This window comes from Xanthomonas translucens pv. undulosa (assembly GCF_017301775.1).
Taxonomy (GTDB): Bacteria; Pseudomonadota; Gammaproteobacteria; order Xanthomonadales; family Xanthomonadaceae; genus Xanthomonas_A; species Xanthomonas_A translucens.
This window is the reverse complement of sequence record NZ_CP063993.1, coordinates 3,006,460-3,030,016: the sequence shown is the minus strand read 5'-3', so window position 1 is coordinate 3,030,016 and position 23,557 is coordinate 3,006,460. Positions and strand designations below refer to the sequence as shown.

The following is a 23,557-nucleotide window of genomic DNA, read 5'->3' as shown; positions in this document are numbered from 1 at the left end:
ACCAGTCCCGGCCGCTCAAGCGCGCAGCGAACCATCCGCCCCGATCCGCCAGTCGCGCGGCGGACGCAGCGCCCCCAGCGTGCGCACCAGTTCCTGGTAGCTGCGCGCCAGCTGCCCGAACAGGCCCGCATCGCTGGCGCGGGTCTCGGCCACTTCGTAATAGGCGCCGCGGCCCAGGTCGATGAAGTAGTCCAGGCTGACCCGGCGCCGCGCGGCCACGCCGGGAAACAGCCCGGCGATCAGCAGGCAACCGTCGCCGACCTCGCGCAGCGCATCGGCGCGGGCGCGCCCGACCTGCTCCTGCGCATGCAGCCAGGCCAGCGCCTGGGTACGCGACAACAGGTGTCCATCGGCCTGGTAGCGCAACAACACGAACACCAGATAGCTCTCGCGCGACTCGTCCAGCGGCCGCCCCAGCCGCTGCCCTGCCTCGTGCACCAGCGCCTGCCACAGCTCGGCCGGCGCCCCCTGTCTGAAAGACTCGTACATACGTCCTCCTGCGTGGTGGGAACCCTCGCCAGGAGCTTATGCATAACCTGGGCCATTGCGTTGGCAGCCAAGGATGGCATCTGCCAGCCGTCGCGGCGTGCCGTCTGCTGCCGCCGCTACTCCACCGTCACCGACTTGGCCAGATTGCGCGGCTTGTCCACGTCGGTGCCGCGCGCCAGCGCGGTGTGGTAGGCGAGCAGCTGCACCGGGATGGTGTGCACCACCGGGCTGAGCAGGCCGGCGTTGCGCGGGGTGCGGATCACGTGCACGCCGTCGGATTCGCTGAAGCGGCTGTCCTGGTCGGCGAACACGAACAGCTCGCCGCCGCGCGCGCGCACTTCCTGCATGTTGGATTTCACCTTCTCCAGCAGCGCATCGTTGGGCGCGATCACCACCACCGGCATGGCCGCATCCACCAGTGCCAGCGGGCCGTGCTTGAGTTCGCCGGCCGGATAGCCTTCGGCGTGAATGTAGGTGATTTCCTTGAGCTTGAGCGCGCCTTCCAGCGCGATCGGGTAGTGCAGGCCGCGGCCCAGGAACAGCGCGTTGCGCTTGTCGGCGAAGCGCTCGGCCCACACCGCGATCTGCGGCTCCAGGTTCAGCGCGTGCTGCACGCTGCCCGGCAGGTAGCGCAGCTGTTCCAGGGACTCGGCTTCCTGCGCGGCGCTCAGGCGTCCGCGCAGCTTGGCCAGCACGCAGGTCAGCTGGAACAGCGCCGCCAGCTGGGTGGTGAAGGCCTTGGTCGAGGCCACGCCGATCTCGGCGCCGGCGCGGGTGTACAACACCAGCGCGCTGGCGCGCGGGATCGCGCTTTCAGGCACGTTGCAGATCGACAAGGTCTTGGCGTGGCCCAGCGACTTGGCGTATTTCAGCGCCTCCATCGTGTCCAGGGTTTCGCCGGACTGGGAAATGGTGACGATCAGCTGCCGCGGATTGGCGTAGGCGGCGCGGTAGCGGTATTCGCTGGCGATCTCCACGCTGCACGGCAGCCCGGCGATCGCCTCGATCCAGTAGCGCGCGGTCAGCCCGGCGTAGTAGCTGGTGCCGCAGGCGAGGATCTGCACGCCGTCGATGTCGGCCAGCATTTCGGCATTGCGGCCGAACAGCGTGGTGTCGAAGCCGCCGGCATCGAACAGCGCTTCCAGCGTGTCGGCCAGCGCGCGCGGCTGCTCGTGGATCTCCTTCTGCATGAAATGGCGGTACGGCCCCAGTTCCAGCGAGGCAAGCGACACTTCCGACATGTGCACTTCGCGCTGCGCCGGCCGGTCCTCGGCGTCGTACACCTGCACGCCGCTGCGGCTCAGCTCGGCGGTGTCGCCCTCTTCCAGGAAGATCACCCGGCGCGTGGCCTGGATCACCGCCGACACGTCGGAGGCGATGAAGTTCTCGCCCTCGCCCAGCCCGATCAGCAGCGGACAACCCATGCGCGCGCACACCAGCACGTCCGGGCGCGACTTGCTGACCGCGGCCAGCGCGTAGGCGCCGGTCAGTTCCTTGGCCGCGGCCTGCAGCGCCGCCAGCAGCGAAAGCTCCTGGGACGCGTGATGGTGGATCAGGTGCGCGATGACTTCGGTGTCGGTCTGCGACTCGAACACATAGCCGAGCGCGCGCAGCCGTTCGCGCTGCTGCTCGTGGTTTTCGATGATGCCGTTGTGCACCAGCGCCAGGTCGCCGTGGCTGACGTGCGGATGCGCGTTGGCCTCGGTGACGCCGCCATGGGTGGCCCAGCGGGTATGGCCGATGCCGAGCGTGGCGTGCAGGTCCTCGGCCAGCGCCGCGCTTTCCATCTCCGCCACGCGCCCGGTGCGGCGTACCCGGCGCACACCGTCGGCGGCGACCACGGCGATGCCGGAGGAATCGTAGCCGCGGTACTCCAGCCGCTTCAGGCCTTCGATCAGCACCGGCACCACGTCCCGTTCCGCAATCGCACCTACGATCCCGCACATAGCCGCACCCTGCACCGAAAGATCGCCATTCTAGCGTTGTCCGCTGGATGTCCTACACGACCCGTCAGTGCGACTTGGACCGGCCATCGCCGGCCTCGTCACGGCCGCTGCGATTGCCGTGAGCGCCGCCAGGCGCTGGCCGATCGATCCGGCCACGGTGTCCGCGAACGTGTCCGCGGACACGCGGACAGCCGTTCGCCGCAATCGAACCTTATGCATTTCAATCACTTGCAATTGGCACGCAGTGTGCTGTGGATTCGTTCATTCCCCGCTGCGCCGACCCGACCGATGATCCGCGACACTTCCGCCCAGGACAAGGTTCTCGCCCGCCCCCGTTCCGCCGCCGCCTGGCGCCGCTGGTTCTGGCCGGTACTGATCGCGCTGGCGGTGCTGCTCGGCATCGCCTTCGCCGCGCGCGGCTGGATCGCCGGCAGCCGTTCGTTCGATGCGCAACGCGTGCGCATCGCCACGGTCAGCCGCGGCGACCTGGTCCGCGACATCTCCGCCGACGGGCGCCTGATCGCCGCCAACAGCCCTACCCTGTACGCGATCTGCGGCGGCACCGTGAGCCTGAAGGTGGTCGCCGGCGACGTGGTCAGGCAGGGCCAGGCACTGGCCGAGATCGACAGCCCCGAACTGCGCAGCAAGCTGGCCCAGGAAGAGGCCACGCTGGCCGGCCTGGAAGCCGAAGCCGGCCGCGCCGACCTGGATGCGGTGCTGGCCCGCGCCAATGCCAGCAAGTTGGTGGACCAGGCGCAGATCGAACGGCAGGCCGCCAGCCGCGACCTGGAACGCTACCAGCGCGGTTACGACGGCGGCGCGGTGCCGGCGGTGGAACTGGCCAAGGCACAGGACTCGCTGAAGAAGGCCGACATCGCGATGCGCCATGCGCAGAAGGATTCCGGACTGCAGACCCAGGGCGCGGCTCTGGACGCGCGCAACAAGCGCCTGCTCGCCGAGCGCCAGCGCGCGGTGGTCACCGAGGTGAAGCGGCAAGTGGATCTGCTCACCCTGCGCTCGCCGTTCGACGGCCAGGTCGGCCAGGTGCAGGTGTCGCAGCACACCAACGTCGCCGCCAACGCGCCGGTGCTGGGCGTGGTCGACCTGTCCAAGTTCGAACTGGAGATCAAGGTGCCGGAGAGCTTCGCCCGCGACCTGGCGATCGGCATGCCGGCGCAGCTGACCAGCGGTGCCGGCGAACCGTTCGCCGGCGCGATCTCGGCGGTGTCGCCGGAAGTGGTCAACGGCGAGGTCAATGCGCGCATCCGCTTCACCGACAAGCAGCCGCCCGGCCTGCGCCAGAGCCAGCGCATGAGCGCGCGGGTGCTGCTGGATACCCGCAAGAACGTGCTCAAGCTCGAGCGCGGCCCGTTCGTCGAACAATCCGGCGGCCGCTACGCCTACGTGATGGACGGCAACGCGGCGATCCGCCGCCCGGTGGCACTGGGCGTCACCAGCCTGGGCGAAGTCGAGGTGCGTTCGGGCCTGCAACCGGGCGACCGCGTCGTGGTCTCCGGCAGCGACCTGTTCGGCGAGGCGCCGCAGGTGACGGTGCATTAGAAGCCGGGACTCGGGACCGGGGACCGGGGACCCGGAAAGCAAAAGCGCTTCGGCAGTTGATTTTCCGGGTCCCCGGCCCCCGGTCCCTGGTCCCGACACCACCACCACCACTCCCAGCAAAGGAACCACCTCATGCTCGAAATGCGCTCCGTCTCCAAGGTCTTCCGTACCGAACAGGTCGAGACGCATGCCTTGCGCTCGCTGGATCTGCATGTGCGCGAAGGCGAATTCGTCGCGGTCACCGGCCCGTCCGGCTCCGGCAAGACCACCTTCCTCAACATCGCCGGCCTGCTGGAGACCTTCACCAGCGGCCAGTACCTGCTCGACGGCCACGACGTCAGCAACCTCAACGACGACGCGCGCTCGCGCATGCGCAACCAGAAGATCGGTTTCATCTTCCAGGGCTTCAACCTGATCCCCGACCTCAACCTGTTCGACAACGTCGACGTGCCGCTGCGCTACCGCGGCATGGCCGCGGCCGAGCGCAAGCAACGCATCGAAGAGGCGCTGGGCCGGGTCGGGCTGGGCTCGCGGATGAAGCACTATCCGTCCGAGCTGTCCGGCGGCCAGCAACAGCGCGCGGCGATCGCGCGTGCGCTGGCCGGCAGCCCGCGCCTGCTGCTGGCCGACGAACCGACCGGCAACCTGGACTCGCAGATGGCGCGCGGGGTGATGGAACTGCTGGAAGAAATCAACGCGCAGGGTTCGACCATCGTCATGGTCACCCACGACCCGGAACTGGCCGCGCGCGCGCAGCGCAACGTGCACATCGTCGATGGCCAGGCCACCGACCTGCAGCGCGAACCGGTGCTGGCGCACGCCGCGATCGGCACCAGCCCCAACGTCGCGCGCTGAGCGAACGCAACCGGCCCGGCGCTGCGCGCCATCGCCATCCCACCCATCGTCGCTACCTGCAGCGCCCGACCCGGAGCCACCTCATGTTCGGCTATTACTTCCGCCTCGCCTTGCGCAGCTTCCGCCGCAACAAGGTGCTCACCGCGCTGATGGTGCTGGCCATCGCGCTGGGCATCGGCGCCAGCATGACCACGCTGACCGTGTTCTACGTGTTGTCCGGCGACCCTATCCCGCACAAGAGCGACCGGCTGTTCTACGTGCAGGTGGACGCGCAGCCGAAGGCCGGCTTCCAGCCCGGCGAGGAGCCGGACTTCCAGAACACGCGCTTCGACGCGGAGACGCTGCTGCGCGAGAAGCGGGCCAAGCGGCAGGCGATGATGAGCGGCGGATCGGCGGCGATCGAACCACTCAAGAGCGGGCTGAAACCGTTCAAGTCGGAAGTGCGCTTCACCTCGGCCGACTTCTTCCCGATGTTCGACACGCCGTTCCTGTACGGCCACGGCGGGACCGGTACGGAAGACGAACGCCACGAGCGCGTGGCGGTCATCAGCAAGAAGCTCAACGAGAAACTGTACGACGGCGCCGACAGCGTCGGCCGCGAACTGCGCATGGACCAGAACACGTTCCGCATCGTCGGCGTGCTCGATACCTGGGCCCCCAATCCGCGCTTCTACGACATCACCAACACCTACGGTTCGGACGAACAGGCCTACCTGCCGTTCTCGGTCGCGATGGACCTGAAGATAGACCGCAACGGCAACATGAACTGCTTCGGCGACAGCAACGGCGATCAGACTTCGCTCAATGCGCCTTGCACCTGGATGCAGTACTGGGCGGAACTGGAGAGCCCGGCGCAGGCCGCCGATTACAAGGCCTACCTCGAGAACTACTCCAACCAGCAGCGCGCCGCCGGCCGCTTCCAGCGTCCGAACAACGTGCGCGTGCGCAACGTGATGCAGTGGCTGGACCACAATGAAGTGGTGCCGGGCGACGTGCGCCTGCAGCTGTGGCTGGCGATGGGTTTTCTTTTGGTATGCCTGCTCAACACCGTCGGCCTGCTGCTGGCCAAGTTTCTGCGCCGCAGCGGCGAGATCGGCGTGCGCCGCGCGCTGGGTGCCTCGCGCAGTGCGATCTTCGCGCAGTGCCTGGTGGAGGCCGGCACCATCGGCCTGGCCGGCGGCATCGCCGGTCTCGGCCTGGCCGTGCTCGGCCTGTGGGCCGTGCGCCAGCAGCCCTCCGGCTACGCCAAGCTCGCCCATCTGGACCCCACGATGCTGGCGCTGACCTTCGCCCTGGCCCTGGCCGCCAGTCTGCTGGCCGGCCTGCTGCCGGCCTGGCGCGCGATCCAGGTGGCGCCGGCACTGCAGCTCAAATCGTCCTGACCATCGCCCCCGCCGCACGGCGGCGGGCAGACCGCCAACGAAGGTCCCTCACAAGGTTATCGCCATGGACATCCGCCCCATCCTTTCCACACTGCGCCGGCACAAGACCGCCGCCGCGCTGATCGTGCTCGAGATCGCGCTGGCCTGCGCCATCGTGTGCAACGCGCTGTTCCTGATCGGCAACCGCATCGAGACCCTGCACCGGCCCAGCGGCATCGCCGAGTCGGAACTGGTGACGATCTCGCTGGGCGGCATCGGCCAGCAGGTCAACGCCGCCGCGAGGACCCGCGAGGACCTGGCCGCGTTGCGCGCCGTACCCGGCGTGCGCAATGCGACCGTGCTCAACCAGGTGCCGTTCGTGCATTACTCCTGGAACACCAGCCTGGCGCTGACCCCGGACCAGGAGCGGCCCACCCTCAACGCGGCGCAGTACATGGCCGAGGAAGGCACGCTGCAGACCCTGGGGCTGCAGTTGGTGGCCGGGCGCGACTTCACGCCCGACGAATACCTCGATCTGGAAATCGCGCAAACCGACAGGGACGCGCAGAAAAAAGGTACCGCCATCATTCTCAATCGCGCCACCGCGGAGAAGATGTTCCCCGGGCAGAATGCCCTCGGCAAGACCCTCTATACCGGACCGATCCCGGTGCGCGTGGTCGGCATCGTCGACACGCTGGCGCGGCCGGCCGCGACCAGCAGCCTGGCGGAGATCGACTACGCGATGCTGCTGCCGCTGCGCCTGAACTACACCAAGGGCCTGTACGTGCTGCGCGTCACCGATCCGGCGCGGCGCCAGGAAGTGCTCACCGCGGCGACCGCGGCGCTGATGAAGGTGGACAACAGCCGCCTGGTGCTGAAGCAGCAGACCTATACCGAGATCCGCGACGACTACTTCCAGGGTGACCGCGCGATGGTCTGGCTGCTCGGTGCGGTGTGCATCGCGTTGCTGATCGTGACCGCGCTGGGCATCGTCGGCCTGGCCAGTTTCTGGGTGCAGCAGCGCACCAGGCAGATCGGCATCCGCCGCGCGCTCGGCGCTACCCGCGGGCAGATCCTGCGCTACTTCCAGACCGAAAACTTCCTGCTGGCCAGCACCGGCATCGTGCTCGGCATGCTGCTGGCGTATGCGATCAACCAGTGGCTGATGGGCAAGTACGAACTGCCGCGGCTGCCGCTGTACTACCTGCCGTTCGGCGCGCTCACCCTGTGGCTGCTCGGCCAGATCGCGGTGTTCGCGCCGGCGCGACGCGCCGCCGCGGTGCCGCCGGCGGTGGCCACGCGCAGCGCTTGACCTAGCGCAGACGACGACCCGCAACCGAGGAACTTCCGGATGCTGCAATACTCCCTGATGATGGCCCGGCGCAGTCTGCTGCGCACGCCGATCGCCACCGCGCTGCTGGTGCTGGCGGTCGGCCTGGGCATCGGCGCGAGCATGACCATGCTGACGGTGCTGCACGTGATGTCGCGCGATCCGCTGCCTGGCAAGAGCCGTGCGCTCTACGCCCCGCATCTGGATCCGTTACCGGCGAACTATCCAGACGACCAGGAATGGGCAGATCCAGCGGACAACCTCACCTGGCCCGACGCCATGGCCTTGCTGCGCGCAAAGCGCGCGACCCACCAGGCCGCGATGGCCGGCGCACAGACGTTGCTGTGGCCGCCACGCGCGGCCAGCGTGCCGCTGGACATGAGCGGCCGCTACGCCACCGCCGAAGTCTTCGCCTTATTCGGCATACCACTGGAGCGCGGACACGGCTGGAGCGCAAGCGACGACCAGAACCATGCCCGCGTCATCGTGCTCAGCCATGCGCTGGCCGACACCCTGTTCGGCGCACGCGATCCGATCGGCCAGCGGGTTGCGCTCGGCGAACAGCGGATCGGCTTCCAGGTGATCGGCGTGGCCGGACACTGGAATCCGCAGCCGCTGTTCTACGCCGATCCGCACAGCAAGGGCGGCTTCGGCGACAGGGACGATTTCTTCCTGCCGCTGTCCACCGCGATGGAGTTGGACATGGGCACCAGCAACAGCATCAGCGGCTGGGATGCGTTCAGCGGCAGCGATCAGGCGCGGCTTAAGGATCCCTCCACCAGTTGGCTGCAGTTCTGGGTGCAGCTGGACACGCCGCAGCAAGTGGCGGCCTATCAGCGCTTCCTTTACGACTACGCAGCGGCGCAACATGCCGACGGACGCTTCCAGCGCCCGCCGCAGCGCGCCAGGCTGTACACGCTGATGGACTGGCTGGGTCACCTGCGGATGGTGCCCGACGACGTACACCTGCAGACGTTGCTGGCGTTGGGCTTTCTGTGGATCTGCCTGGTCAACGTCATCGCCCTGCTGCTGGCGAAGTTCCTGCGCCGCGGCAGCGAGATCGGCGTGCGCCGCGCGCTCGGCGCAAGGCGCGGCCACATGCTCCTGCAGTTCGGCAGCGAAGCCGTGCTGATCGGGCTGCTCGGCGGCGCCCTGGGAACCGTGATCGCCGAGCTGGGCCTGTGGAGCGTGCGCCAGCGCCCGGACGACTATGCCAAGGTCGCGCGGATGGACCTGCAGATGCTGCTGGCCACCGTGGCGCTGGCGGTGATCGCCGCGCTGCTGGCGGGCCTGCTGCCGGCTTGGCGCGCCAGCCGGATCAACCCCGCCCTGCAGATCAAGGACATCTGATATGAATCTGCCGATCCGTCCCATCCTCTCCAGCCTGCATCACCACCGCCTCACCGCCGCGCTGCTGATGCTGCAGGTGGCGCTGACCTGCGCCTTCGTCGCCAACGCGGTGTTCCTGATCGGTGGGCGGATCGAACGGCTGCGGACCCCGAGCGGCCTGCCCGAGGACGAACTGTCGCTGATCTCGGTGCGCGGCCTGCAGGGCGGCGGCAACGCACAGGCCCAGCAACAGGCCGACCTGCTGGCGCTGCGCAGCATTCCCGGTGTCAAAGCGGCAACCGCGTTCGGCTTCAGCACGCCGCTGTCGGGCGGCGCCAACGACTATGGCGGCTGTGCCGACCGGCAAGCGCTGGAACGCGCGAGCGCGCAGCGCTCGATGGAGGCGGCCGGTTGCATCCAGGCCACGTATTACACCGGCTCGCCCGGTTTTGTGCAGGCCATGGGCGCGCGCCTGATCGCCGGCCGCGACTTCCATGCCGACGAATATTCCACCACCGCCCCGAGCGCGCTGATCGTCACCCGCACGCTGGCGCAGCAGCTGTGGCCAGGCCAACCGGCCGTCGGCAAAACGCTGTATGGCGACAGCCAAGTCACCGTCGTCGGCGTGGTCGACGACCTGCTGCGCCCGACGCTGCGCAACGCAGCGATCGATCATCTGGTCGCGCTGTCGCCGCAGCTTCCTGCGGGCAGCCAGATGCAGTATCTGTTGCGCAGCGCAGCGCAGGACCGCGACCGCGTGCTGGCCGCAGCGGCCGGCGCACTGGCCAAGGCCGGTCCGTTGCGGCTGATCCCGAACGAGGGACGGCGCAGTTTCGCGCAGCTGCGGCAGCGCTACTTCCAGCACGACGCCAGCATGATCGGACTGCTGCTCGCGGCGACCACGGGCCTGCTGTTCGTCACCGCCCTGGGCATCGGCGGACTGGCCAGCTTCTGGGTCCAGCAGCGCACGCGCCAGATCGGCATCCGCCGCGCGATCGGCGCTACCCGTCGCGACATCCGGCGCTACTTCCAGACCGAAAACCTGCTGATCGTGGGCAGCGGCAGCGTGCTGGGCATGGCGCTGGCAGTGCTGCTCAACCAGGCGCTGATGCGCCACTACGACCTGTCGCGTCTGCCGCTGGGCTACCTGGCGGCGGCGGCCATGGCCTTGCTCTCGCTCGGCCAGCTCGCGGTGCTGTGGCCGGCGCAACACGCCGCCGCCGTACCGCCGGCGGTGGCCACGCGCAGCACCTGAGCGGGACGCTTCGGATCATGGAGCGAGGGCTGATCTCGCCAGGCAGGCACCCGCTGCTGGCGACGCTGAGCGTGCTGCAAATGGCACTCGGCTATCCGGTGCTGCTCGCCATGGGCACGCTGGCGTCCCAGGCGCATGCGGGCAGGCACGCCGCCAGCGGCATTGACGACGACGCGCAGCTGCTGACGCTGCGGCTCGGCGGCCGCTGGCGCACACGACAAGCCCCACGGGGACTGCGATGATGCCGTCTCGTTCTGCGTTCGCCCGTTCCGCCCCAGCCATCCGACAAGGTTTCCGATGCCCTGCATCCTGATCATCGACGACAACCCTGCCGTCGCCACCGCGCTGGAAGTGCTGTTCTCGCTGCACGACATCGAGACGGTGCATGCCGACAGCCCCGCTGCCGGGCTGCAGCGCCTGGCCGAAGGCGATATCGATCTGGTGCTGCAGGACATGAACTTCAGCGCCGACACCACCTCGGGCGAGGAAGGCGTGGCGCTGTTCGATGCGATCCGCGCGCGCCATCCGGACCTGCCGCTGATCCTGCTGACCGCCTGGACCCAGCTCAGCAGCGCGGTGGAACTGGTCAAGGCCGGCGCCGCCGACTACCTGGCCAAACCCTGGGACGACCGCAAGCTGCTGACCACGGTCAACAACCTGCTGGAACTGTCCGAAGCGCGGCGCGAACTGGAACGGCGCCGCGACGGCGAACGCCGCCACCGCCAGCAGCTGGCGCAGCGCTACGACCTGCGCGGCGCGGTGTTTGCCGACCCGGCCAGCGAGCGCGCCATCGCCCTGGCCTGCCAGATCGCGCGCTCGGAACTGGCGGTGCTGATCACCGGCCCCAACGGCAGCGGCAAGGAGAAGATCGCCGAGATCGTCCAGGCTAATTCGCCGATGCGGCAAGGCCCGTTCGTGGCGCTGAACTGCGGCGCGATTCCGGCCGAGCTGATCGAAGCCGAATTGTTCGGCGCCGAGGCCGGCGCCTACACCGGCGCCAACAAGGTCCGCGAAGGCAAGTTCGAAGCCGCCGACGGCGGCACCCTGTTCCTGGACGAGATCGGCAACCTGTCGCTGGCCGGGCAGATGAAACTGCTGCGCGTGCTGGAGACAGGGCGCTTCGAACGGCTCGGCTCCAACCGCGAGCGCCAGGTCAAGGTGCGGGTGATCAGCGCCACCAATGCCGACCTGCCCACGATGATCCGCGATGGCGCGTTCCGCGAGGATCTGTACTACCGGCTCAACGCGGTGGAGCTGTCGCTGCCGGCGCTGGCCGACCGGCCCGGCGACATCCTGCCGCTGGCCGAGCACTTCCTGTCCAGCACCAAGGCGCTGTCGGCCGGCGCCGTGCAGGCGCTGCAGCGGCATGCCTGGCCCGGCAACGTGCGCGAGCTGCGCAACGTGATCCAGCGCGCCGAACTGCTGGCCGGCGGCCGCCACATCGAGGCCGCCGACCTCAACCTGCCCAAGCCCGTGCCGCAGCGCCCTGCTGCAGGTGCCGAACCGGATCGCGAGCGCATCGTCGCGGTGCTGGGCCGCGCCAATGGCGTCATCGCCCAGGCCGCGGCCGAGCTGGGCATGAGCCGGCAGGCGCTGTACCGGCGCATGGATCGCTACGGAATTCCGCGCGAATGAAACTGCAACGCTCCTTCACCGTCGGCCTGTTCCTGCGCCTGCTGCCGGTGCTGGCGCTGGCCGCGGCGATGCCGTGGCTGCTGGCGTACTGGATGGACCGCGGCTGGGAAGTGGTGAGCTTCTCGGCGCTGCTGCTGCTGGCGCTGATGTGGTGGACGCTGCGCCGCGCCACTGCGCCGATGCGCTCGCTGTTCCGCGCCCTGGCCGGCACCGTCAGCAGCTACCGCGATGGCGAGTACAACTTCGGCGTGCACTGGCGCGGCGACGACGAACTCGGCGAAATGGTCGCCGCGCACCGGCAACTGGGCGACATCCTGCGCGAACAGCGCCAGGGTCTGGCGCAACGCGAACTGATGCTCGACACCATCGTGCAGAACACGCCGGTGGCGATGCTGCTGACCTCCAACGGCGGCGACGGCCTGCGCCGCGTGGTGTTCTCCAACCTGGCCGCGCGCAAGCTGCTGCACGGCGGCTGGAAACTGGAAGGCCAGCGCCTGGACGACCTGCTGCTGGGTATGCCGCCGGCGCTGCGCGAGGCCGTGGCGCGCGGCGGCGACAGCCTGTTCACCATCGACGACGACGAGGACCCGGAAGAGGAGCAGGTCTACCATCTGTCGCGACGCCGCTTCCGTCTCAACGGCCGCCCGCACGAACTGCTGCTGATCCGCCTGCTCACCGCCGAACTGCGCCGCCAGGAAGTGCATACCTGGAAGAAGGTGATCCGCGTCATCAGCCACGAATTGAACAACTCGCTGGCGCCGATCGCCTCGCTGGCGCATTCCGGCGCCGAGCTGGTGCGGCGGCAGAAGGTGGAGCGGCTGGAAGAAGTCTTCGGCACCATCGAGGAACGCGCGCGGCACCTGGAAGGCTTCATCCGCGGCTACGCACGCTTCGCCAAGCTGCCGCAGCCGCAATTGCAGACCGTGCACTGGGCGCAGTTCCTGGGCGGGCTGCAGCAGCAGATCCCGTTCGCGCTGGAACTGGAAGCGCACGAGCTGCACAGCCGGGTCGATCCGGCGCAGCTGCAGCAGGCGCTGCTCAACCTGGTCAAGAACGCGCACGAGTCCAGCCCCGAGGGCCAGGCACCGGCCGACAGCGTGCGCATCCGCGTCTCCACCCGCCCCGAGTGGCTGCGCATCGAAGTGCTGGACCGCGGCAGCGGCATGAACGAAGCGGTACTGCACAACGCGCTGATGCCGTTCTATTCGACCAAGCGCAACGGCACCGGCCTGGGCCTGGCGCTGACCCGCGAGATCGTCGAAGCGCACGGCGGCCGCCTGTCGCTGCAGAACCGCGACGAAGGCGGGCTGTGCGTGGCAGTGCAGTTGCCGCTGGGGTCGTCGGGCTAGCGCCTCGCGCATCCCTGTAGGAGCGGCTTCAGCCGCAACAGACATTTTCGGTAGAACCCGTCGCGGCTGAAGCCGCCTACAGGATCCACACGCGCTCACTCGCGCACGGTGCCGCGCTCGACGATGCGCGGCGTGCCGAGCGCGCCGCAGGCATCGTCGGCGCCGGTCGTGGCCGTGGCCGGAATCGCGCCGTAGTAACCGGCGCCGACCGTGTTGTCGACGAAGCGCCCGCCCTGCGACGGGCATTCGCCCTGCTCCGGGTCGAACCAGTCGGAGAACGCGGCGTACTTGCCGGCGCGCACGAAGCGGTTGCCACGCACAATGGTATCGTCGGACGCATCGCGGGTGCGCACCACGTCGCCGTTGACGTCGGTGAAACTGTTGCCCTCGACCGTGTTGCCGGTCGAATGCCGCGCAAGGTACAGCGCATGGAGATAGCCGGAGGTGTCCTTGCTGTTCTCGATCGCGCTGAACTGGTTGCCGGCGATCACGTTGTCGCGCGAGTTCTGAAGCCGGATCGCCGCGTACGAATACGCCGGATCGCCCTGGCCATGGAGGCCGCCGATGCGGGTGAAGCGCATGCCGCGGATCGTGTTGGCGGCATTGCCGTCGGCGGCCGCGTTGCTGCCGCCCAGGTCCATCGCCATCCAGTAGTCGCTGACCTCCAGGCCGACGACCTGCAGTTGGGTGCGCTGATTGCCGCCGCCGCGCAGGGTGAACCAGGTACCGCCGCCGCGTCCGTCGAAGTGCGGCATCGTGCGCGCACCAGCGGCGGCGACGATGCGCAGTGGTGCGCCGTTGCGAAACGTCCAGCGCACCGACTGGCGCAGATAGGTGCCGGGCGCGACCACGATCTCCACGGTGGCAGGCGGCGGCTGCGCCAGTAGCCGCTGGTGCGCGGCGCTCAATGTCTTCAATGCGCTCGCGGCACTGGTCCCGGCCGCGGCATCGTTGCCGTCCGGCGCGAGGTACAGGCGGAACGTCTGCGCGTGCACGGCGCTCGCCGCCAGCAGCACCATCAAGACCCACCATCGCGTATGTCGTAGCGACATCGAACACCTCCGTGAAACGTTGCCACGCTGCTACCGGATGCGGGCAGCCGCGCTACCTTAGCGCCGCCCTGCGCGTGCGGCTGCGATGCCTGTCACGCGCCGGCCGGCGCGCGCTGCCGGCTATTTCTTCTTCGGCCGCTTCCAGTCTTCGTGCGAGGCCTGCCGCGCCCGCGCCACGGTGAGCTGGCCGGCCGGCGCATCGCGGGTGATCACCGACCCGGCGCCGATGGTCGCCCCCGCACCGATCGTCAGCGGCGCCACCAGCGCACTGTTGGAGCCGACGAAGACGTCGTCGCCGATCGCGGTCTGCGACTTGTTCACGCCGTCGTAGTTGCAGGTGATGGTGCCGGCGCCGATGTTGACCCCGCTGCCGATCGTGGCATCGCCCAGATAACTCAGATGATTGGCCTTGCTGCCGACGCCGAGCACCGCCTGCTTGGTCTCCACGAAGTTGCCGATGTGCACGCCATCGGCCAGCACCGTGCCCGGCCGCAGCCGCGCGAACGGACCGATCAGCACCGCGCCCTCGGTGATCACGCCTTCCAGGTCGCAATGCGCGCGCACTTCGGTGCCCGGCCCCAGCACCACGTCCTTCAAGCGCACGAACGGGCCGATGCTGACCCCGTCGCCCAGTTCCACCTCGCCTTCCAGCACCACGTTCACGTCGATGCACACGTCGCGACCCACGCGCACGCGGCCGCGCTGGTCCAGTCGGTTCGGGTCGAGCAGGTGCGCGCCCTGCTCGCACAGCGCACGCGCCGCGCGCAGCTGCCAGGCACGCTCCAGCTGCGCCAGCTGCCACGGGTCGTTGGCGCCTTCGGCCTCGGTCGGATCGGCCACCAACACCATCTCCGCCGGGGTGAATTCGGCGGCGGCGGCGGCGAACACGTCGGTGAGGTAATACTCGCCCTGCGCGTTGTCGCTGCGCAGTTGCGCCAGCCAGCGCTTGAGCGCGGTGGATTCGGCGGTGACGATGCCGGTGTTGATGATGCGGATGCGGCGCTGCTCGTGGTCGGCCTCCTTGTGCTCCACGATCGCGGCGACCTTGCCCGCCGCGTCGCGCACGATGCGGCCGTAGCCGCTGGGGTCCTCGGGTTCGGCCACCAGCACCGCCAGCCGTCCGGGCGAATGCAGCAGGCGCAACAAGGTGTCGGCGCGGATCAGCGGCACGTCGCCGTACAGCACCAGCACGGTGGCCGCATCCGGCACCGCGGCCATCGCTTGCTGCAGCGCGTGCCCGGTGCCCAGCTGCTGCGCCTGCTCGGCCCACAGCAGATCCGGCTGCGCGCCGAACGCGGCGCGTACCGCGTCGCCGCCGTGCCCGTAGACCACATGGATCGCCGCCGGCTGCAGCTGGCGGGCGGTCTCGATCACGTGCGCCAGCATCGGCCGGCCGGCGACCGGCTGCAGCACCTTGGGCTTGGCCGACTTCATCCGCTTGCCCGCGCCGGCGGCAAGGATCACGACGTGCAGAGGCAGGCTCATGGGCAGGTTCCATTCCGGGTAGACGGGGATTTTAGAGGCAGCCGCGTGTGCGTGCCGCAATGCCCGCGCATCGCGCCGCCGCGGCATTTACATCTGCGCAGCAGACGCTAGCATGCGCGCTTGACCCCAACCCAGGGCTTGCATGAGTCTGCTGCGCCAGGGCAGTCAATTCGTGGTGATCGGATTGCTGCAACTGCTGATCGACTGGAGCGTGTTCGTCGCGGCGACCGCCGCCGGCATGCCGCCGATCCCAGCCAACGTGCTCGGCCGCGTGTGCGGGGCCCTGCTCGGCTTCTGGCTCAACGGCCGCATCACCTTCGCCGGCGACGACGGCGTGCGCCTGGGCTGGCAGCGCTTCGGCCGCTTCATGGCGATGTGGAGCGTGCTGACCCTGCTCAGCACCTGGCTGCTGGCGCTGTGCGTGGACGCGCTGGGCCTGCGCCTGGCCTGGCTGGCCAAGCCGGTGGTCGAAGGCGTGCTGGCAGTGCTGTCGTTCTTCGTCGGGCGGCACGTGGTGTACCGCTAGGCGCGCTGGCCTCAGCATGCCGGCACCCCTATAGGAGCGGCTTCAGCCGCGACGGGCGTTACGGATCGCGCCTGTCGCGGCTGAAGCCGCTCCTACAAAGTGCACAGCATGCGCCCGGCGGCAACCGGGTCGGCCTGCGCGCTTGGCGGCGCAGGCCGGATGCGGGTGCAATCGGCGCGACTGCGACCCGCTCGCCCTGCTCAGTGGCAGAAATCGCCCAGGCTGCGTACCAGTGCGGTGCGATGGACCTGGTCCAGCTGCCAGCGCAGCGCATAGGCCTCGGCCGCACGCGCGGTCGCCGCCGGGCAATCCGGCGCCTGCCGGACCGCGGCGCTGGCCTGCAGCGCGTCCAGCATCTCGCCCTGCAGTTGGTCCAGGCGCGCGCGCAGCGCGGTCAGGTCCGGACGCGGCTGGTTCGGGGCGCGGCCGCGCAGCCGCCAGCGCGCCAGCAGCTGGTACTGCACCAGCTTGTTGGACTCGATCTGCATGCCGAAGAAACGCGCCGCATCGTCCGCGTCCACGCCGTGCGCCGGCGCCTGCGCGCGTACGTTGGCCAGCACCGCGGCCTCGCGCGTGGCATCCAGCACCGGCTTGCCGCTGTCCCATTTGCTCAGCGCCACCTGGTCGCCGATCGCGTTGCGCTCGACGATATGGTCCAGCAGCGGGTCGAACGGGGTGGCGCTGCGTGCGGGTATCGCGCAGCCCATCATGGCGGCGCCGGCCAGCAGCGCGGTCAGCGCGCGCGGGAGTGTGGCAGCAACGTAAGCGGTCATCGTGTGTCTCCAGGGGAAGCGTCTGCGTGGGGGAAGGATGCACAGATCGGGCCGCCATCTTGCCGGAGCCGGCGGACGATTGCGTTGCAGCACGCCGCGCTTGCGTCGCAAGCGCGCAAGCGAGTCAGCGGCGATAAAGCCAGCGCCGTGCGCCATGTCACTGTCAGGCACCCCCCACCCCGCTGCGCACGCGATCTCGCCCGCACGCGGCGCATTCCATCAACGAAAAACGCCGGCAATCGCCGGCGTCTTCGTCGCGGTCGTGCGGCCGCAAGGCGGCGCGCGGTTTCGCTAGTGCTTGAGGTGCTTGCGCAGGCGTTCCAGCGCCTGCAGCTGCGCGGTGACTTCCGCCAGCTTGGCCTGCGCCTCGGCCACGTCGATGCCGTCGCCGCGGTTGGCGAGCATGCGCTCGGCTTCGTCCTTGGCCTTGCGCACCGACGCCTCGTCGATGTCCTGCGCGCGGATCGCGGTGTCGGCCAGGATGGTCACCACCTGCGGCTGCACCTCGAGGATGCCGCCGGAAATGGCGAAATCCAGCTGTTCGCCGCTGGGGGTGGTCACCACCACCTTGCCGGGCTTGAGCCGGGTGATCAGCGGCGCGTGCTTGGGCGCGATGCCCAGCTCGCCCAGCTCGCCGGTGGCGACCACCAGGGTCGCTTCACCGTGGTAGATCTCGTGCTCGGCGCTGACGATGTCGCAACGGATGGTGCTCATGGTGCCTCACTGGGTGCGGCGGGACTCGGGACTCGGGACCCGGGACTCAGAAGCAGCTCGGCGGCCGCATCCTGTTCCCGCTTGTTCGATTCCAGCGCCCCGCCTTGACGATGCTCTGCTGCCGAATGCCGATGCGCGACGGCCGGCCGCCGCGCGGCCGGCTGTCCGGATCAGGCCTTATCGGCCATCTTCTTGGCCTTCTCGACCGCTTCTTCGATGCTGCCGACCATATAGAACGCCTGCTCCGGCAGGTGGTCGTACTCGCCTTCGACGATGCCCTTGAAGCCGCGGATGGTGTCCTTCAGCGACACGTACTTGCCCGGCGAACCGGTGAACACTTCGGCCACGTGGAACGGCTGGCTGAAGAAGCGCTCGATCTTGCGCGCGCGCGACACCGACTGCTTGTCCTCTTCGGACAGCTCGTCCATGCCCAGGATCGCGATGATGTCCTTCAGTTCCTTGTACTTCTGCAGGGTCATCTGCACGCGGCGGGCGGTGTCGTAGTGCTCGTGGCCGATCACGTTCGGATCCATCATGCGCGAGGTCGAATCCAGCGGATCCACCGCCGGGTAGATACCCAGCGAGGCGATGCTGCGCGACAGCGCCACGGTCGAGTCGAGGTGGGCGAAGGTGGTCGCCGGCGACGGGTCGGTGTAATCGTCCGCGGGCACGTACACGGCCTGGATCGAGGTGATCGAGCCGGTCTTGGTCGAGGTGATGCGCTCCTGCAGCACGCCCATTTCCTCGGCCAGGGTCGGCTGGTAGCCCACCGCCGACGGCATGCGGCCCAGCAGCGCCGACACTTCGGTACCGGCCAGGGTGTAGCGGTAGATGTTGTCGACGAACAGCAGCACGTCCTTGCCCTTGCCGTTCTCGTCCTTCTCGTCGCGGAAGTACTCGGCCATGGTCAGGCCGGTCAGCGCCACGCGCAGGCGGTTGCCCGGCGGCTCGTTCATCTGGCCGTACACCATCGCGACCTTGTCCAGGACGTTGGAGTCCTTCATCTCGTGGTAGAAGTCGTTGCCCTCGCGGGTACGCTCGCCCACGCCGGCGAACACGGACAGACCCGCGTGCGCCTTGGCAATGTTGTTGATCAGTTCCATCATGTTGACGGTCTTGCCGACGCCGGCGCCGCCGAACAGGCCGACCTTGCCGCCCTTGGCGAACGGGCACATCAGGTCGATGACCTTGATGCCGGTTTCCAGCAGCTCGGTGGCCGAGGACTGGTCTTCGTAGCTCGGCGCGGCGCGGTGGATTTCCCAATGGTCGGTGGCCTGCACCTCGCCGGCTTCGTCGATCGGGCGGCCCAGCACGTCCATGATCCGACCCAGCGTGCCCGGGCCGACCGGCACCGAGATCGCACGGCCGGTGTTGGTCGCCAGCAGGTTGCGCTTGAGGCCGTCGGTGGAACCGAGCGCAATGGTGCGCACGATGCCGTCGCCCAACTGCTGCTGCACTTCCAGCGTGATGGCCGTGCCTTCGACCTTGAGTGCGTCGTAAATCTTCGGCACATCGGCACGCGCGAATTCGACGTCGACGACCGCGCCGATGATCTGAACGATCTTGCCCTGACTCATGTTTGCTGCTCCGGTTAACTTAGTTCGATCGGCCAACGGGTCGGCCCTTCAGTGATCCGTGATTCGGGAGTCGTGATTGGGAATTCGTAAGCGCGCCTGCTGCTTCTGCGAATCCCCAATCCCCAATCCCGCGGCCGTCGTCAGACGGCCGCCGCGCCGCCGACGATCTCGGAAATTTCCTGGGTGATCGCCGCCTGCCGCGCCTTGTTGTAAATGAGCTGCAAGGTGCTGATCAGCTTGTTGGCGTTGTCGCTAGCGGCCTTCATCGCGACCATGCGTGCGGCATGTTCGGAGGCCACGTTCTCCAGCACCGCCTGATACACCAGCGACTCGATGTAGCGCGTCATCACGTGCTCCAGCACGCTCGCGGCATCGGGTTCGTACAGGTAGTCCCAGTCGTGGTGCGCCACCTGGTTCTCCGCCGCCGGCAGCGGCAGCAGCTGGTCGAAGCTGGCCTTCTGCGTCATCGTGTTCACGAAGCGGTTGTAGACCAGGTAGACGCGGTCGACCTTGCCCTCGGTGAACGCATCCAGCATCACCTTGATCACGCCGATCAGCTGCTCCAGCTGCGGCACGTCGCCGAGGTGGCTGACGCTGCCGACCATGTCCACCTTGAGCCGGCGGAAGAACACCGAGGCCTTCTGGCCGATGGTGACCACGTCGATGCCGGCGCCCTGGTCCTGCCACTGGCGCACTTCGCCCAGCATCTTGCGGAACAGGTTGTTGTTGAGGCCGCCGGCCAGGCCGCGATCGGAGGAGATCACGATGTAGCCGACACGCTTGACAGCGTCGCGCTGCACCAGGAACGGATGCGTGTAGTCGGTGCTGGCCTGCGCCAGATGCCCGATCACCTGCTTCATCGCCTGCGCGTACGGGCGCGAGGTCTTCATCCGATCCTGCGCCTTGCGGATCTTGGAGGCCGAGACCATCTCGAGCGCGCGCGTCACCTTGCGGGTGTTCTGCACGCTCTTGATCTTGGTTTTGATTTCGCGTCCGCCTGCCATTCTCTTCTCGTCGGGACTCGGGACTCGGCACTCGGGACTCGCAAAAGCCCGCGCACGAATCGTTTTTACTGTTCCGGATCTCGCGCCCCGGGCACCGGGGACCCGCTTTCGCGAGTCCCGAGTCCCGAGTCCCGAGTCCCGGCGCGCTTACCAGCTACCAGTCGTCTTGAACTCGCCGATGCCCTTCTTGAACGCCGCTTCAATCTCGCCGTTCCAGTCGCCGCTGTCGTTGACCTTGGCGATCAGCTCGCCGGCGGTGTTGGCGAAATGCGCGTGCAGGCCTTCCTCGAACGCGCCGATCTTGTTGACCGGCACGTCGTCCAGGAAGCCTTCGTTGACCGCGTAGATCGACAGCGCCTGGTTGGCGATGGACATCGGCAGGTACTGCTTCTGCTTCATCAGCTCGGTGACGCGCTGGCCGCGCTCGAGCTGCTTGCGGGTGGCTTCGTCCAGGTCCGAGGCGAACTGCGCGAACGCCGCCAGCTCGCGGTACTGCGCCAGCGAGATGCGGATACCGCCGGACAGTTTCTTGATGATCTTGGTCTGCGCGGCGCCGCCGACGCGCGACACCGAGATGCCCGCGTTCACCGCCGGACGGATGCCGGCGTTGAACAGGTCGGTTTCCAGGAAGATCTGGCCGTCGGTGATCGAGATCACGTTGGTCGGCACGAACGCGGACACGTCGCCGGCCTGGGTTTCGATGATCGGCAGCGCGGTCAGCGAACCGGTCTTGCCCTTCACTTCGCCGTTGGTGAACTTCTCCACGTAGTCCTCGGACACGCGCGCGGCGCGCTCCAGCAGGCGGCTGTGCAGGTAGAACACGTCGCCCGGATACGCTTCGCGGCCCGGCGGGCGCTTCAGCAGCAGCGAGATCTGGCGGTAGGCTACCGCCTGCTTGGACAGATCGTCGTACACGATCAGCGCGTCTTCGCCGCGGTCCATGAAGTACTCGCCCATGGTGCAGCCGGCGTAGGCGCTGATGTACTGCATCGCCGCCGATTCGGAGGCGGTCGCGGCGACCACGATGGTATGCGCCATCGCGCCGTTCTCTTCCAGCTTGCGCACGATGTTGGCCACGGTCGAGGCCTTCTGCCCGATCGCCACGTACACGCACTTGATGCCGGTGCTCTTCTGGTTGATCACCGCATCGATCGCCAGCGCGGTCTTGCCGGTCTGGCGGTCGCCGATGACCAGCTCGCGCTGGCCGCGGCCGATCGGGATCATCGCATCGACCGACTTGTAGCCGGTCTGCACCGGCTGGTCGACCGACTTGCGCCAGATCACGCCCGGCGCCACGCGCTCCACCGGCGCGGTCGCGCTGGTGCCGAGCGGGCCCTTGCCGTCGATCGGCTCGCCCAGCGCGTTGACCACGCGGCCGAGCAGTTCCTTGCCCACCGGCACTTCCAGGATGCGGCCGGTGGTCTTGGCCACGTCGCCTTCGCGCAGGTTCTCGTAGTCGCCGAGCACCACGGCGCCGACCGAGTCGCGCTCCAGGTTCAGCGCCAGGGCGTAGGTCTCGTTCGGCAGTTCGATCATCTCGCCCTGCATCACGTCGGCCAGGCCGAAGATGCGCACGATGCCGTCGGACACGCTGGTGACCGTGCCTTCGTTGCGCGACTCCGCGGCCAGCGTGACCTGCTCGATGCGGTTCTTGATCAGTTCGCTGATTTCGGAGGGGTTGAGCGTGGTTGCCATCTTGGTTTCCTTCGGATCGTCCACCGCGCGAAGGCGGATGGCGACGTTTGGTTAGCTTCTTTGAGAATCGGGAATGGGGAATCGGGAATCGCTGCTGGCGTCGCCGCCGGGCCGGGTTCTCTTTTCTCTATTCGCCATTCCCGCTTCTTAGTGGGCCAGTGCGGAGTGCAGGCGCGACAGCTTGCCTTTCAGCGAACCGTCGATGACCACGTCGCCGGCGTCGATCACCGCGCCGCCGATCAGCGAAGCGTCCACCGCCGTGGTGATCTCGACCTCGCGGCCGAAGCGCTGCTTCAACGCCACCTTCAACGAGGCCACTTCCGCGTCGCTGAGCTGGGTGGCCGAGGTCACGTTGGCCTTGACCACGGATTCGGCCTCGGCCCGCAGTTGATCGTACAGCCCGGCGATCTCGGGCAGCAGCGGCAGCCGCTGCGCTTCGGCCAGCAGGCCCAGGAAGCGCGCGTACTGCTCGTCGGCCACCTGCGGCGCGAGCAGCGCCACCGCCTGCTCGCGCTGCAGCTGCGGGTTGTGCAGCAACGCCGCCACGCGCGGATCGGCGGCGACCTGGGCGGACAACGCCAGGGCCTGCGACCAGGGCGCGAGCTTGCCGGCATCGCTGGCCGCGGCGAACGCGGCGCGGGCATACGGACGCGCCAGTGTGAGGGCCTGGCTCATCTCAGATCTCCGCCGCCAGCGCGTCGAGCAGCGCCTTGTGGGCGTTGGCGTCGATTTCGCGCTTGAGCAGCTTTTCCGCACCGCTCACCGCCAGCAGCGACACCTGGCGACGCAGTTCTTCGCGCGCACGGTTGGCGGCGGCGTCGATCTCGGCCTGGGCCAAATCCTTCTGACGGTTGGCCTCGGCGATCGCCTCGTGCTTGGCCGCCTCGACGATCTGGTTGGCGCGCGCGTGGGCCTGGTCGATGATTTCGTTGGCCTTGACGCGTGCGTCCTTCAGCGCTTCGTTGACCTTTTCCTGCGCCTGCGCCAGGTCCTTCTGGCTGCGATCGGCGGCGGCGAGGCCTTCGGCGATCTTCTGTTGGCGCTCTTCGATGGCCTTCGTCAGCGGCGGCCAGATCTTGGTCGCGACGATCCAGATCAGACCGGCAAACGCCAGCGCCTGGGCAAAGAGGGTGAGACCGATATTCATGGGGTACGCTCAGCCAAAGTGACGGGGTGGACGCGCCGCCATCGCGGCGGGCGCGTCCGAACCTTCATCCGCAGCGGGGCTGCCGCATCGCTGCGGCCGTCCGCCGGTGCTACTGGATCAGCCGCCCTGCGGCAGGCGCGACACGAACTCGCCGATCATCGGGTTGGCGAACGCGAACAGCAGGCCGACCGCGACGCTGATGATGAACGCGGCGTCGATCAGGCCGGCGGTGATGAACATGCGCACCTGCAGCACCGGGATCAGTTCCGGCTGGCGCGCGGCCGACTCCAGGAACTTGCCGGCCATGATGGCCAGACCGAGGCCGGCGCCCAGCGCGGCCAGGCCGATCATGATGCCGACGGCGAGGACGGTGGAGCTCTGGACTTGGGCGAGGTTGGTCAGGACGGCGAAGGACATGGTTTTCTCCGAGAACTAAAGTTGCTTGAGGATGGTGAATCGAACGAAGGATTGCGTA

The 23,557-nt window shown here is 68.3% G+C and carries 22 protein-coding genes; 10 read left to right on the top strand and 12 right to left on the bottom strand.

The genetic code is table 11. The features are described from left to right. Positions 1 to 15: 15 nt before the first annotated feature. Both ISN38_RS12860 and glmS read right to left on the bottom strand, forming a co-directional pair. Positions 16 to 489, bottom strand: a complete 474-nt coding sequence (locus ISN38_RS12860) for a hypothetical protein (protein WP_003466236.1) — start codon at positions 487 to 489, stop codon at positions 16 to 18. A gap of 116 nt (positions 490 to 605) precedes the next feature. Continuing rightward, positions 606 to 2,435: a glutamine--fructose-6-phosphate transaminase (isomerizing) gene (gene glmS, locus ISN38_RS12855; protein ID WP_003466238.1), complete on the bottom strand. Its 1,830-nt coding sequence runs from the start codon at positions 2,433 to 2,435 to the stop codon at positions 606 to 608. Between the two features lie 288 nt (positions 2,436 to 2,723). Here glmS and ISN38_RS12850 point away from each other — a divergent pair, with 288 nt between their 5' ends. The 9 genes from ISN38_RS12850 (at position 2,724) to ISN38_RS12810 (ending at position 13,109) form a co-directional block, all read left to right on the top strand. Next, complete coding sequence (locus tag ISN38_RS12850) at positions 2,724 to 3,995, top strand: efflux RND transporter periplasmic adaptor subunit (RefSeq protein WP_003466240.1); 1,272 nt, start codon at positions 2,724 to 2,726, stop codon at positions 3,993 to 3,995. Positions 3,996 to 4,127: 132 nt separating this feature from the next. After that, positions 4,128 to 4,850 (top strand): ABC transporter ATP-binding protein, encoded by a 723-nt coding sequence (locus ISN38_RS12845; RefSeq protein ID WP_003466242.1) that lies wholly within the window; start codon positions 4,128 to 4,130, stop codon positions 4,848 to 4,850. Positions 4,851 to 4,933: 83 nt separating this feature from the next. Next, positions 4,934 to 6,232 (top strand): ABC transporter permease, encoded by a 1,299-nt coding sequence (locus tag ISN38_RS12840; RefSeq protein ID WP_206711839.1) that lies wholly within the window; start codon positions 4,934 to 4,936, stop codon positions 6,230 to 6,232. A 64-nt stretch (positions 6,233 to 6,296) separates the two neighbouring features. After that, on the top strand, positions 6,297 to 7,523 hold the full coding sequence (locus ISN38_RS12835) for an ABC transporter permease (protein WP_206711838.1): 1,227 nt from the start codon (positions 6,297 to 6,299) through the stop codon (positions 7,521 to 7,523). Between the two features lie 39 nt (positions 7,524 to 7,562). After that, positions 7,563 to 8,891, top strand: coding sequence for an ABC transporter permease (locus ISN38_RS12830; protein WP_058364052.1), 1,329 nt, complete (start codon positions 7,563 to 7,565; stop codon positions 8,889 to 8,891). A 1-nt stretch (position 8,892) separates the two neighbouring features. Then, on the top strand, positions 8,893 to 10,125 hold the full coding sequence (locus ISN38_RS12825) for an ABC transporter permease (RefSeq protein ID WP_003466249.1): 1,233 nt from the start codon (positions 8,893 to 8,895) through the stop codon (positions 10,123 to 10,125). A 17-nt stretch (positions 10,126 to 10,142) separates the two neighbouring features. Next, positions 10,143 to 10,367, top strand: a complete 225-nt coding sequence (locus ISN38_RS12820) for a hypothetical protein (protein ID WP_003466252.1) — start codon at positions 10,143 to 10,145, stop codon at positions 10,365 to 10,367. Positions 10,368 to 10,422: 55 nt separating this feature from the next. Further along, positions 10,423 to 11,760, top strand: a complete 1,338-nt coding sequence (locus ISN38_RS12815) for a sigma-54-dependent transcriptional regulator (protein ID WP_003466254.1) — start codon at positions 10,423 to 10,425, stop codon at positions 11,758 to 11,760. Beyond that, positions 11,757 to 13,109, top strand: a complete 1,353-nt coding sequence (locus ISN38_RS12810) for a sensor histidine kinase (protein ID WP_004425420.1) — start codon at positions 11,757 to 11,759, stop codon at positions 13,107 to 13,109. Before ISN38_RS12815 ends, ISN38_RS12810 begins: the two co-directional genes overlap by 4 nt. A 95-nt stretch (positions 13,110 to 13,204) precedes the next feature. Here the strand turns inward: ISN38_RS12810 and ISN38_RS12805 are convergent, their stop codons facing one another. After that, positions 13,205 to 14,161 (bottom strand): DUF1565 domain-containing protein, encoded by a 957-nt coding sequence (locus ISN38_RS12805; protein ID WP_038236703.1) that lies wholly within the window; start codon positions 14,159 to 14,161, stop codon positions 13,205 to 13,207. A gap of 120 nt (positions 14,162 to 14,281) precedes the next feature. Continuing rightward, positions 14,282 to 15,646, bottom strand: coding sequence for a bifunctional UDP-N-acetylglucosamine diphosphorylase/glucosamine-1-phosphate N-acetyltransferase GlmU (glmU, locus tag ISN38_RS12800; protein ID WP_047325331.1), 1,365 nt, complete (start codon positions 15,644 to 15,646; stop codon positions 14,282 to 14,284). A 142-nt stretch (positions 15,647 to 15,788) separates the two neighbouring features. On the opposite strand from glmU, the gene ISN38_RS12795 reads away from it, so the two are divergent. Continuing rightward, positions 15,789 to 16,172 (top strand): GtrA family protein, encoded by a 384-nt coding sequence (locus ISN38_RS12795; RefSeq protein WP_047325332.1) that lies wholly within the window; start codon positions 15,789 to 15,791, stop codon positions 16,170 to 16,172. Positions 16,173 to 16,372: 200 nt separating this feature from the next. Here the strand turns inward: ISN38_RS12795 and ISN38_RS12790 are convergent, their stop codons facing one another. The 8 genes from ISN38_RS12790 to atpE form a co-directional block, all read right to left on the bottom strand. Beyond that, positions 16,373 to 16,945, bottom strand: a complete 573-nt coding sequence (locus ISN38_RS12790) for a chorismate mutase (RefSeq protein WP_004425429.1) — start codon at positions 16,943 to 16,945, stop codon at positions 16,373 to 16,375. Positions 16,946 to 17,236: 291 nt separating this feature from the next. Continuing rightward, positions 17,237 to 17,659, bottom strand: a complete 423-nt coding sequence (locus tag ISN38_RS12785) for a F0F1 ATP synthase subunit epsilon (RefSeq protein ID WP_003476070.1) — start codon at positions 17,657 to 17,659, stop codon at positions 17,237 to 17,239. A gap of 170 nt (positions 17,660 to 17,829) precedes the next feature. Continuing rightward, positions 17,830 to 19,236, bottom strand: coding sequence for a F0F1 ATP synthase subunit beta (atpD, locus tag ISN38_RS12780; protein WP_004425432.1), 1,407 nt, complete (start codon positions 19,234 to 19,236; stop codon positions 17,830 to 17,832). Between the two features lie 140 nt (positions 19,237 to 19,376). Next, positions 19,377 to 20,240, bottom strand: coding sequence for a F0F1 ATP synthase subunit gamma (gene atpG, locus ISN38_RS12775; RefSeq protein WP_003476073.1), 864 nt, complete (start codon positions 20,238 to 20,240; stop codon positions 19,377 to 19,379). Between the two features lie 147 nt (positions 20,241 to 20,387). Further along, the gene (atpA, locus tag ISN38_RS12770; protein WP_004425436.1) at positions 20,388 to 21,935 is read right to left on the bottom strand and encodes a F0F1 ATP synthase subunit alpha; all 1,548 of its coding nucleotides are present in this window, start codon (positions 21,933 to 21,935) and stop codon (positions 20,388 to 20,390) included. A 147-nt stretch (positions 21,936 to 22,082) separates the two neighbouring features. Further along, a complete protein-coding gene (locus ISN38_RS12765; protein WP_004425437.1) occupies positions 22,083 to 22,610 on the bottom strand; it encodes a F0F1 ATP synthase subunit delta in 528 nt (175 codons plus the stop codon). A 1-nt stretch (position 22,611) separates the two neighbouring features. After that, positions 22,612 to 23,082: a F0F1 ATP synthase subunit B gene (locus ISN38_RS12760; RefSeq protein ID WP_004425439.1), complete on the bottom strand. Its 471-nt coding sequence runs from the start codon at positions 23,080 to 23,082 to the stop codon at positions 22,612 to 22,614. A gap of 117 nt (positions 23,083 to 23,199) precedes the next feature. Continuing rightward, positions 23,200 to 23,499 (bottom strand): F0F1 ATP synthase subunit C, encoded by a 300-nt coding sequence (gene atpE, locus ISN38_RS12755; protein WP_003476079.1) that lies wholly within the window; start codon positions 23,497 to 23,499, stop codon positions 23,200 to 23,202. Between the last annotated feature and the right edge of the window lie 58 nt (positions 23,500 to 23,557).

Bases quoted from the DNA above. Each gene is read 5' to 3' on its own strand.
- ISN38_RS12840 (WP_206711839.1), top strand. From the start codon at position 4,934: ATGTTCGGCTATTACTTCCGCCTCGCCTTGCGCAGCTTCCGCCGCAAC.
- ISN38_RS12790 (WP_004425429.1), bottom strand. From the start codon at position 16,945: ATGACCGCTTACGTTGCTGCCACACTCCCGCGCGCGCTGACCGCGCTG.
- glmS (WP_003466238.1), bottom strand. From the start codon at position 2,435: ATGTGCGGGATCGTAGGTGCGATTGCGGAACGGGACGTGGTGCCGGTG.
- atpD (WP_004425432.1), bottom strand. From the start codon at position 19,236: ATGAGTCAGGGCAAGATCGTTCAGATCATCGGCGCGGTCGTCGACGTC.
- ISN38_RS12810 (WP_004425420.1), top strand. From the start codon at position 11,757: ATGAAACTGCAACGCTCCTTCACCGTCGGCCTGTTCCTGCGCCTGCTG.
- ISN38_RS12805 (WP_038236703.1), bottom strand. From the start codon at position 14,161: ATGTCGCTACGACATACGCGATGGTGGGTCTTGATGGTGCTGCTGGCG.
- atpA (WP_004425436.1), bottom strand. From the start codon at position 21,935: ATGGCAACCACGCTCAACCCCTCCGAAATCAGCGAACTGATCAAGAAC.
- atpG (WP_003476073.1), bottom strand. From the start codon at position 20,240: ATGGCAGGCGGACGCGAAATCAAAACCAAGATCAAGAGCGTGCAGAAC.
- ISN38_RS12850 (WP_003466240.1), top strand. From the start codon at position 2,724: ATGATCCGCGACACTTCCGCCCAGGACAAGGTTCTCGCCCGCCCCCGT.
- ISN38_RS12760 (WP_004425439.1), bottom strand. From the start codon at position 23,082: ATGAATATCGGTCTCACCCTCTTTGCCCAGGCGCTGGCGTTTGCCGGT.
- ISN38_RS12835 (WP_206711838.1), top strand. From the start codon at position 6,297: ATGGACATCCGCCCCATCCTTTCCACACTGCGCCGGCACAAGACCGCC.
- ISN38_RS12860 (WP_003466236.1), bottom strand. From the start codon at position 489: ATGTACGAGTCTTTCAGACAGGGGGCGCCGGCCGAGCTGTGGCAGGCG.
- glmU (WP_047325331.1), bottom strand. From the start codon at position 15,646: ATGAGCCTGCCTCTGCACGTCGTGATCCTTGCCGCCGGCGCGGGCAAG.
- ISN38_RS12785 (WP_003476070.1), bottom strand. From the start codon at position 17,659: ATGAGCACCATCCGTTGCGACATCGTCAGCGCCGAGCACGAGATCTAC.
- atpE (WP_003476079.1), bottom strand. From the start codon at position 23,499: ATGTCCTTCGCCGTCCTGACCAACCTCGCCCAAGTCCAGAGCTCCACC.
- ISN38_RS12765 (WP_004425437.1), bottom strand. From the start codon at position 22,610: ATGAGCCAGGCCCTCACACTGGCGCGTCCGTATGCCCGCGCCGCGTTC.
- ISN38_RS12825 (WP_003466249.1), top strand. From the start codon at position 8,893: ATGAATCTGCCGATCCGTCCCATCCTCTCCAGCCTGCATCACCACCGC.
- ISN38_RS12795 (WP_047325332.1), top strand. From the start codon at position 15,789: ATGAGTCTGCTGCGCCAGGGCAGTCAATTCGTGGTGATCGGATTGCTG.
- ISN38_RS12830 (WP_058364052.1), top strand. From the start codon at position 7,563: ATGCTGCAATACTCCCTGATGATGGCCCGGCGCAGTCTGCTGCGCACG.
- ISN38_RS12815 (WP_003466254.1), top strand. From the start codon at position 10,423: ATGCCCTGCATCCTGATCATCGACGACAACCCTGCCGTCGCCACCGCG.
- ISN38_RS12820 (WP_003466252.1), top strand. From the start codon at position 10,143: ATGGAGCGAGGGCTGATCTCGCCAGGCAGGCACCCGCTGCTGGCGACG.
- ISN38_RS12845 (WP_003466242.1), top strand. From the start codon at position 4,128: ATGCTCGAAATGCGCTCCGTCTCCAAGGTCTTCCGTACCGAACAGGTC.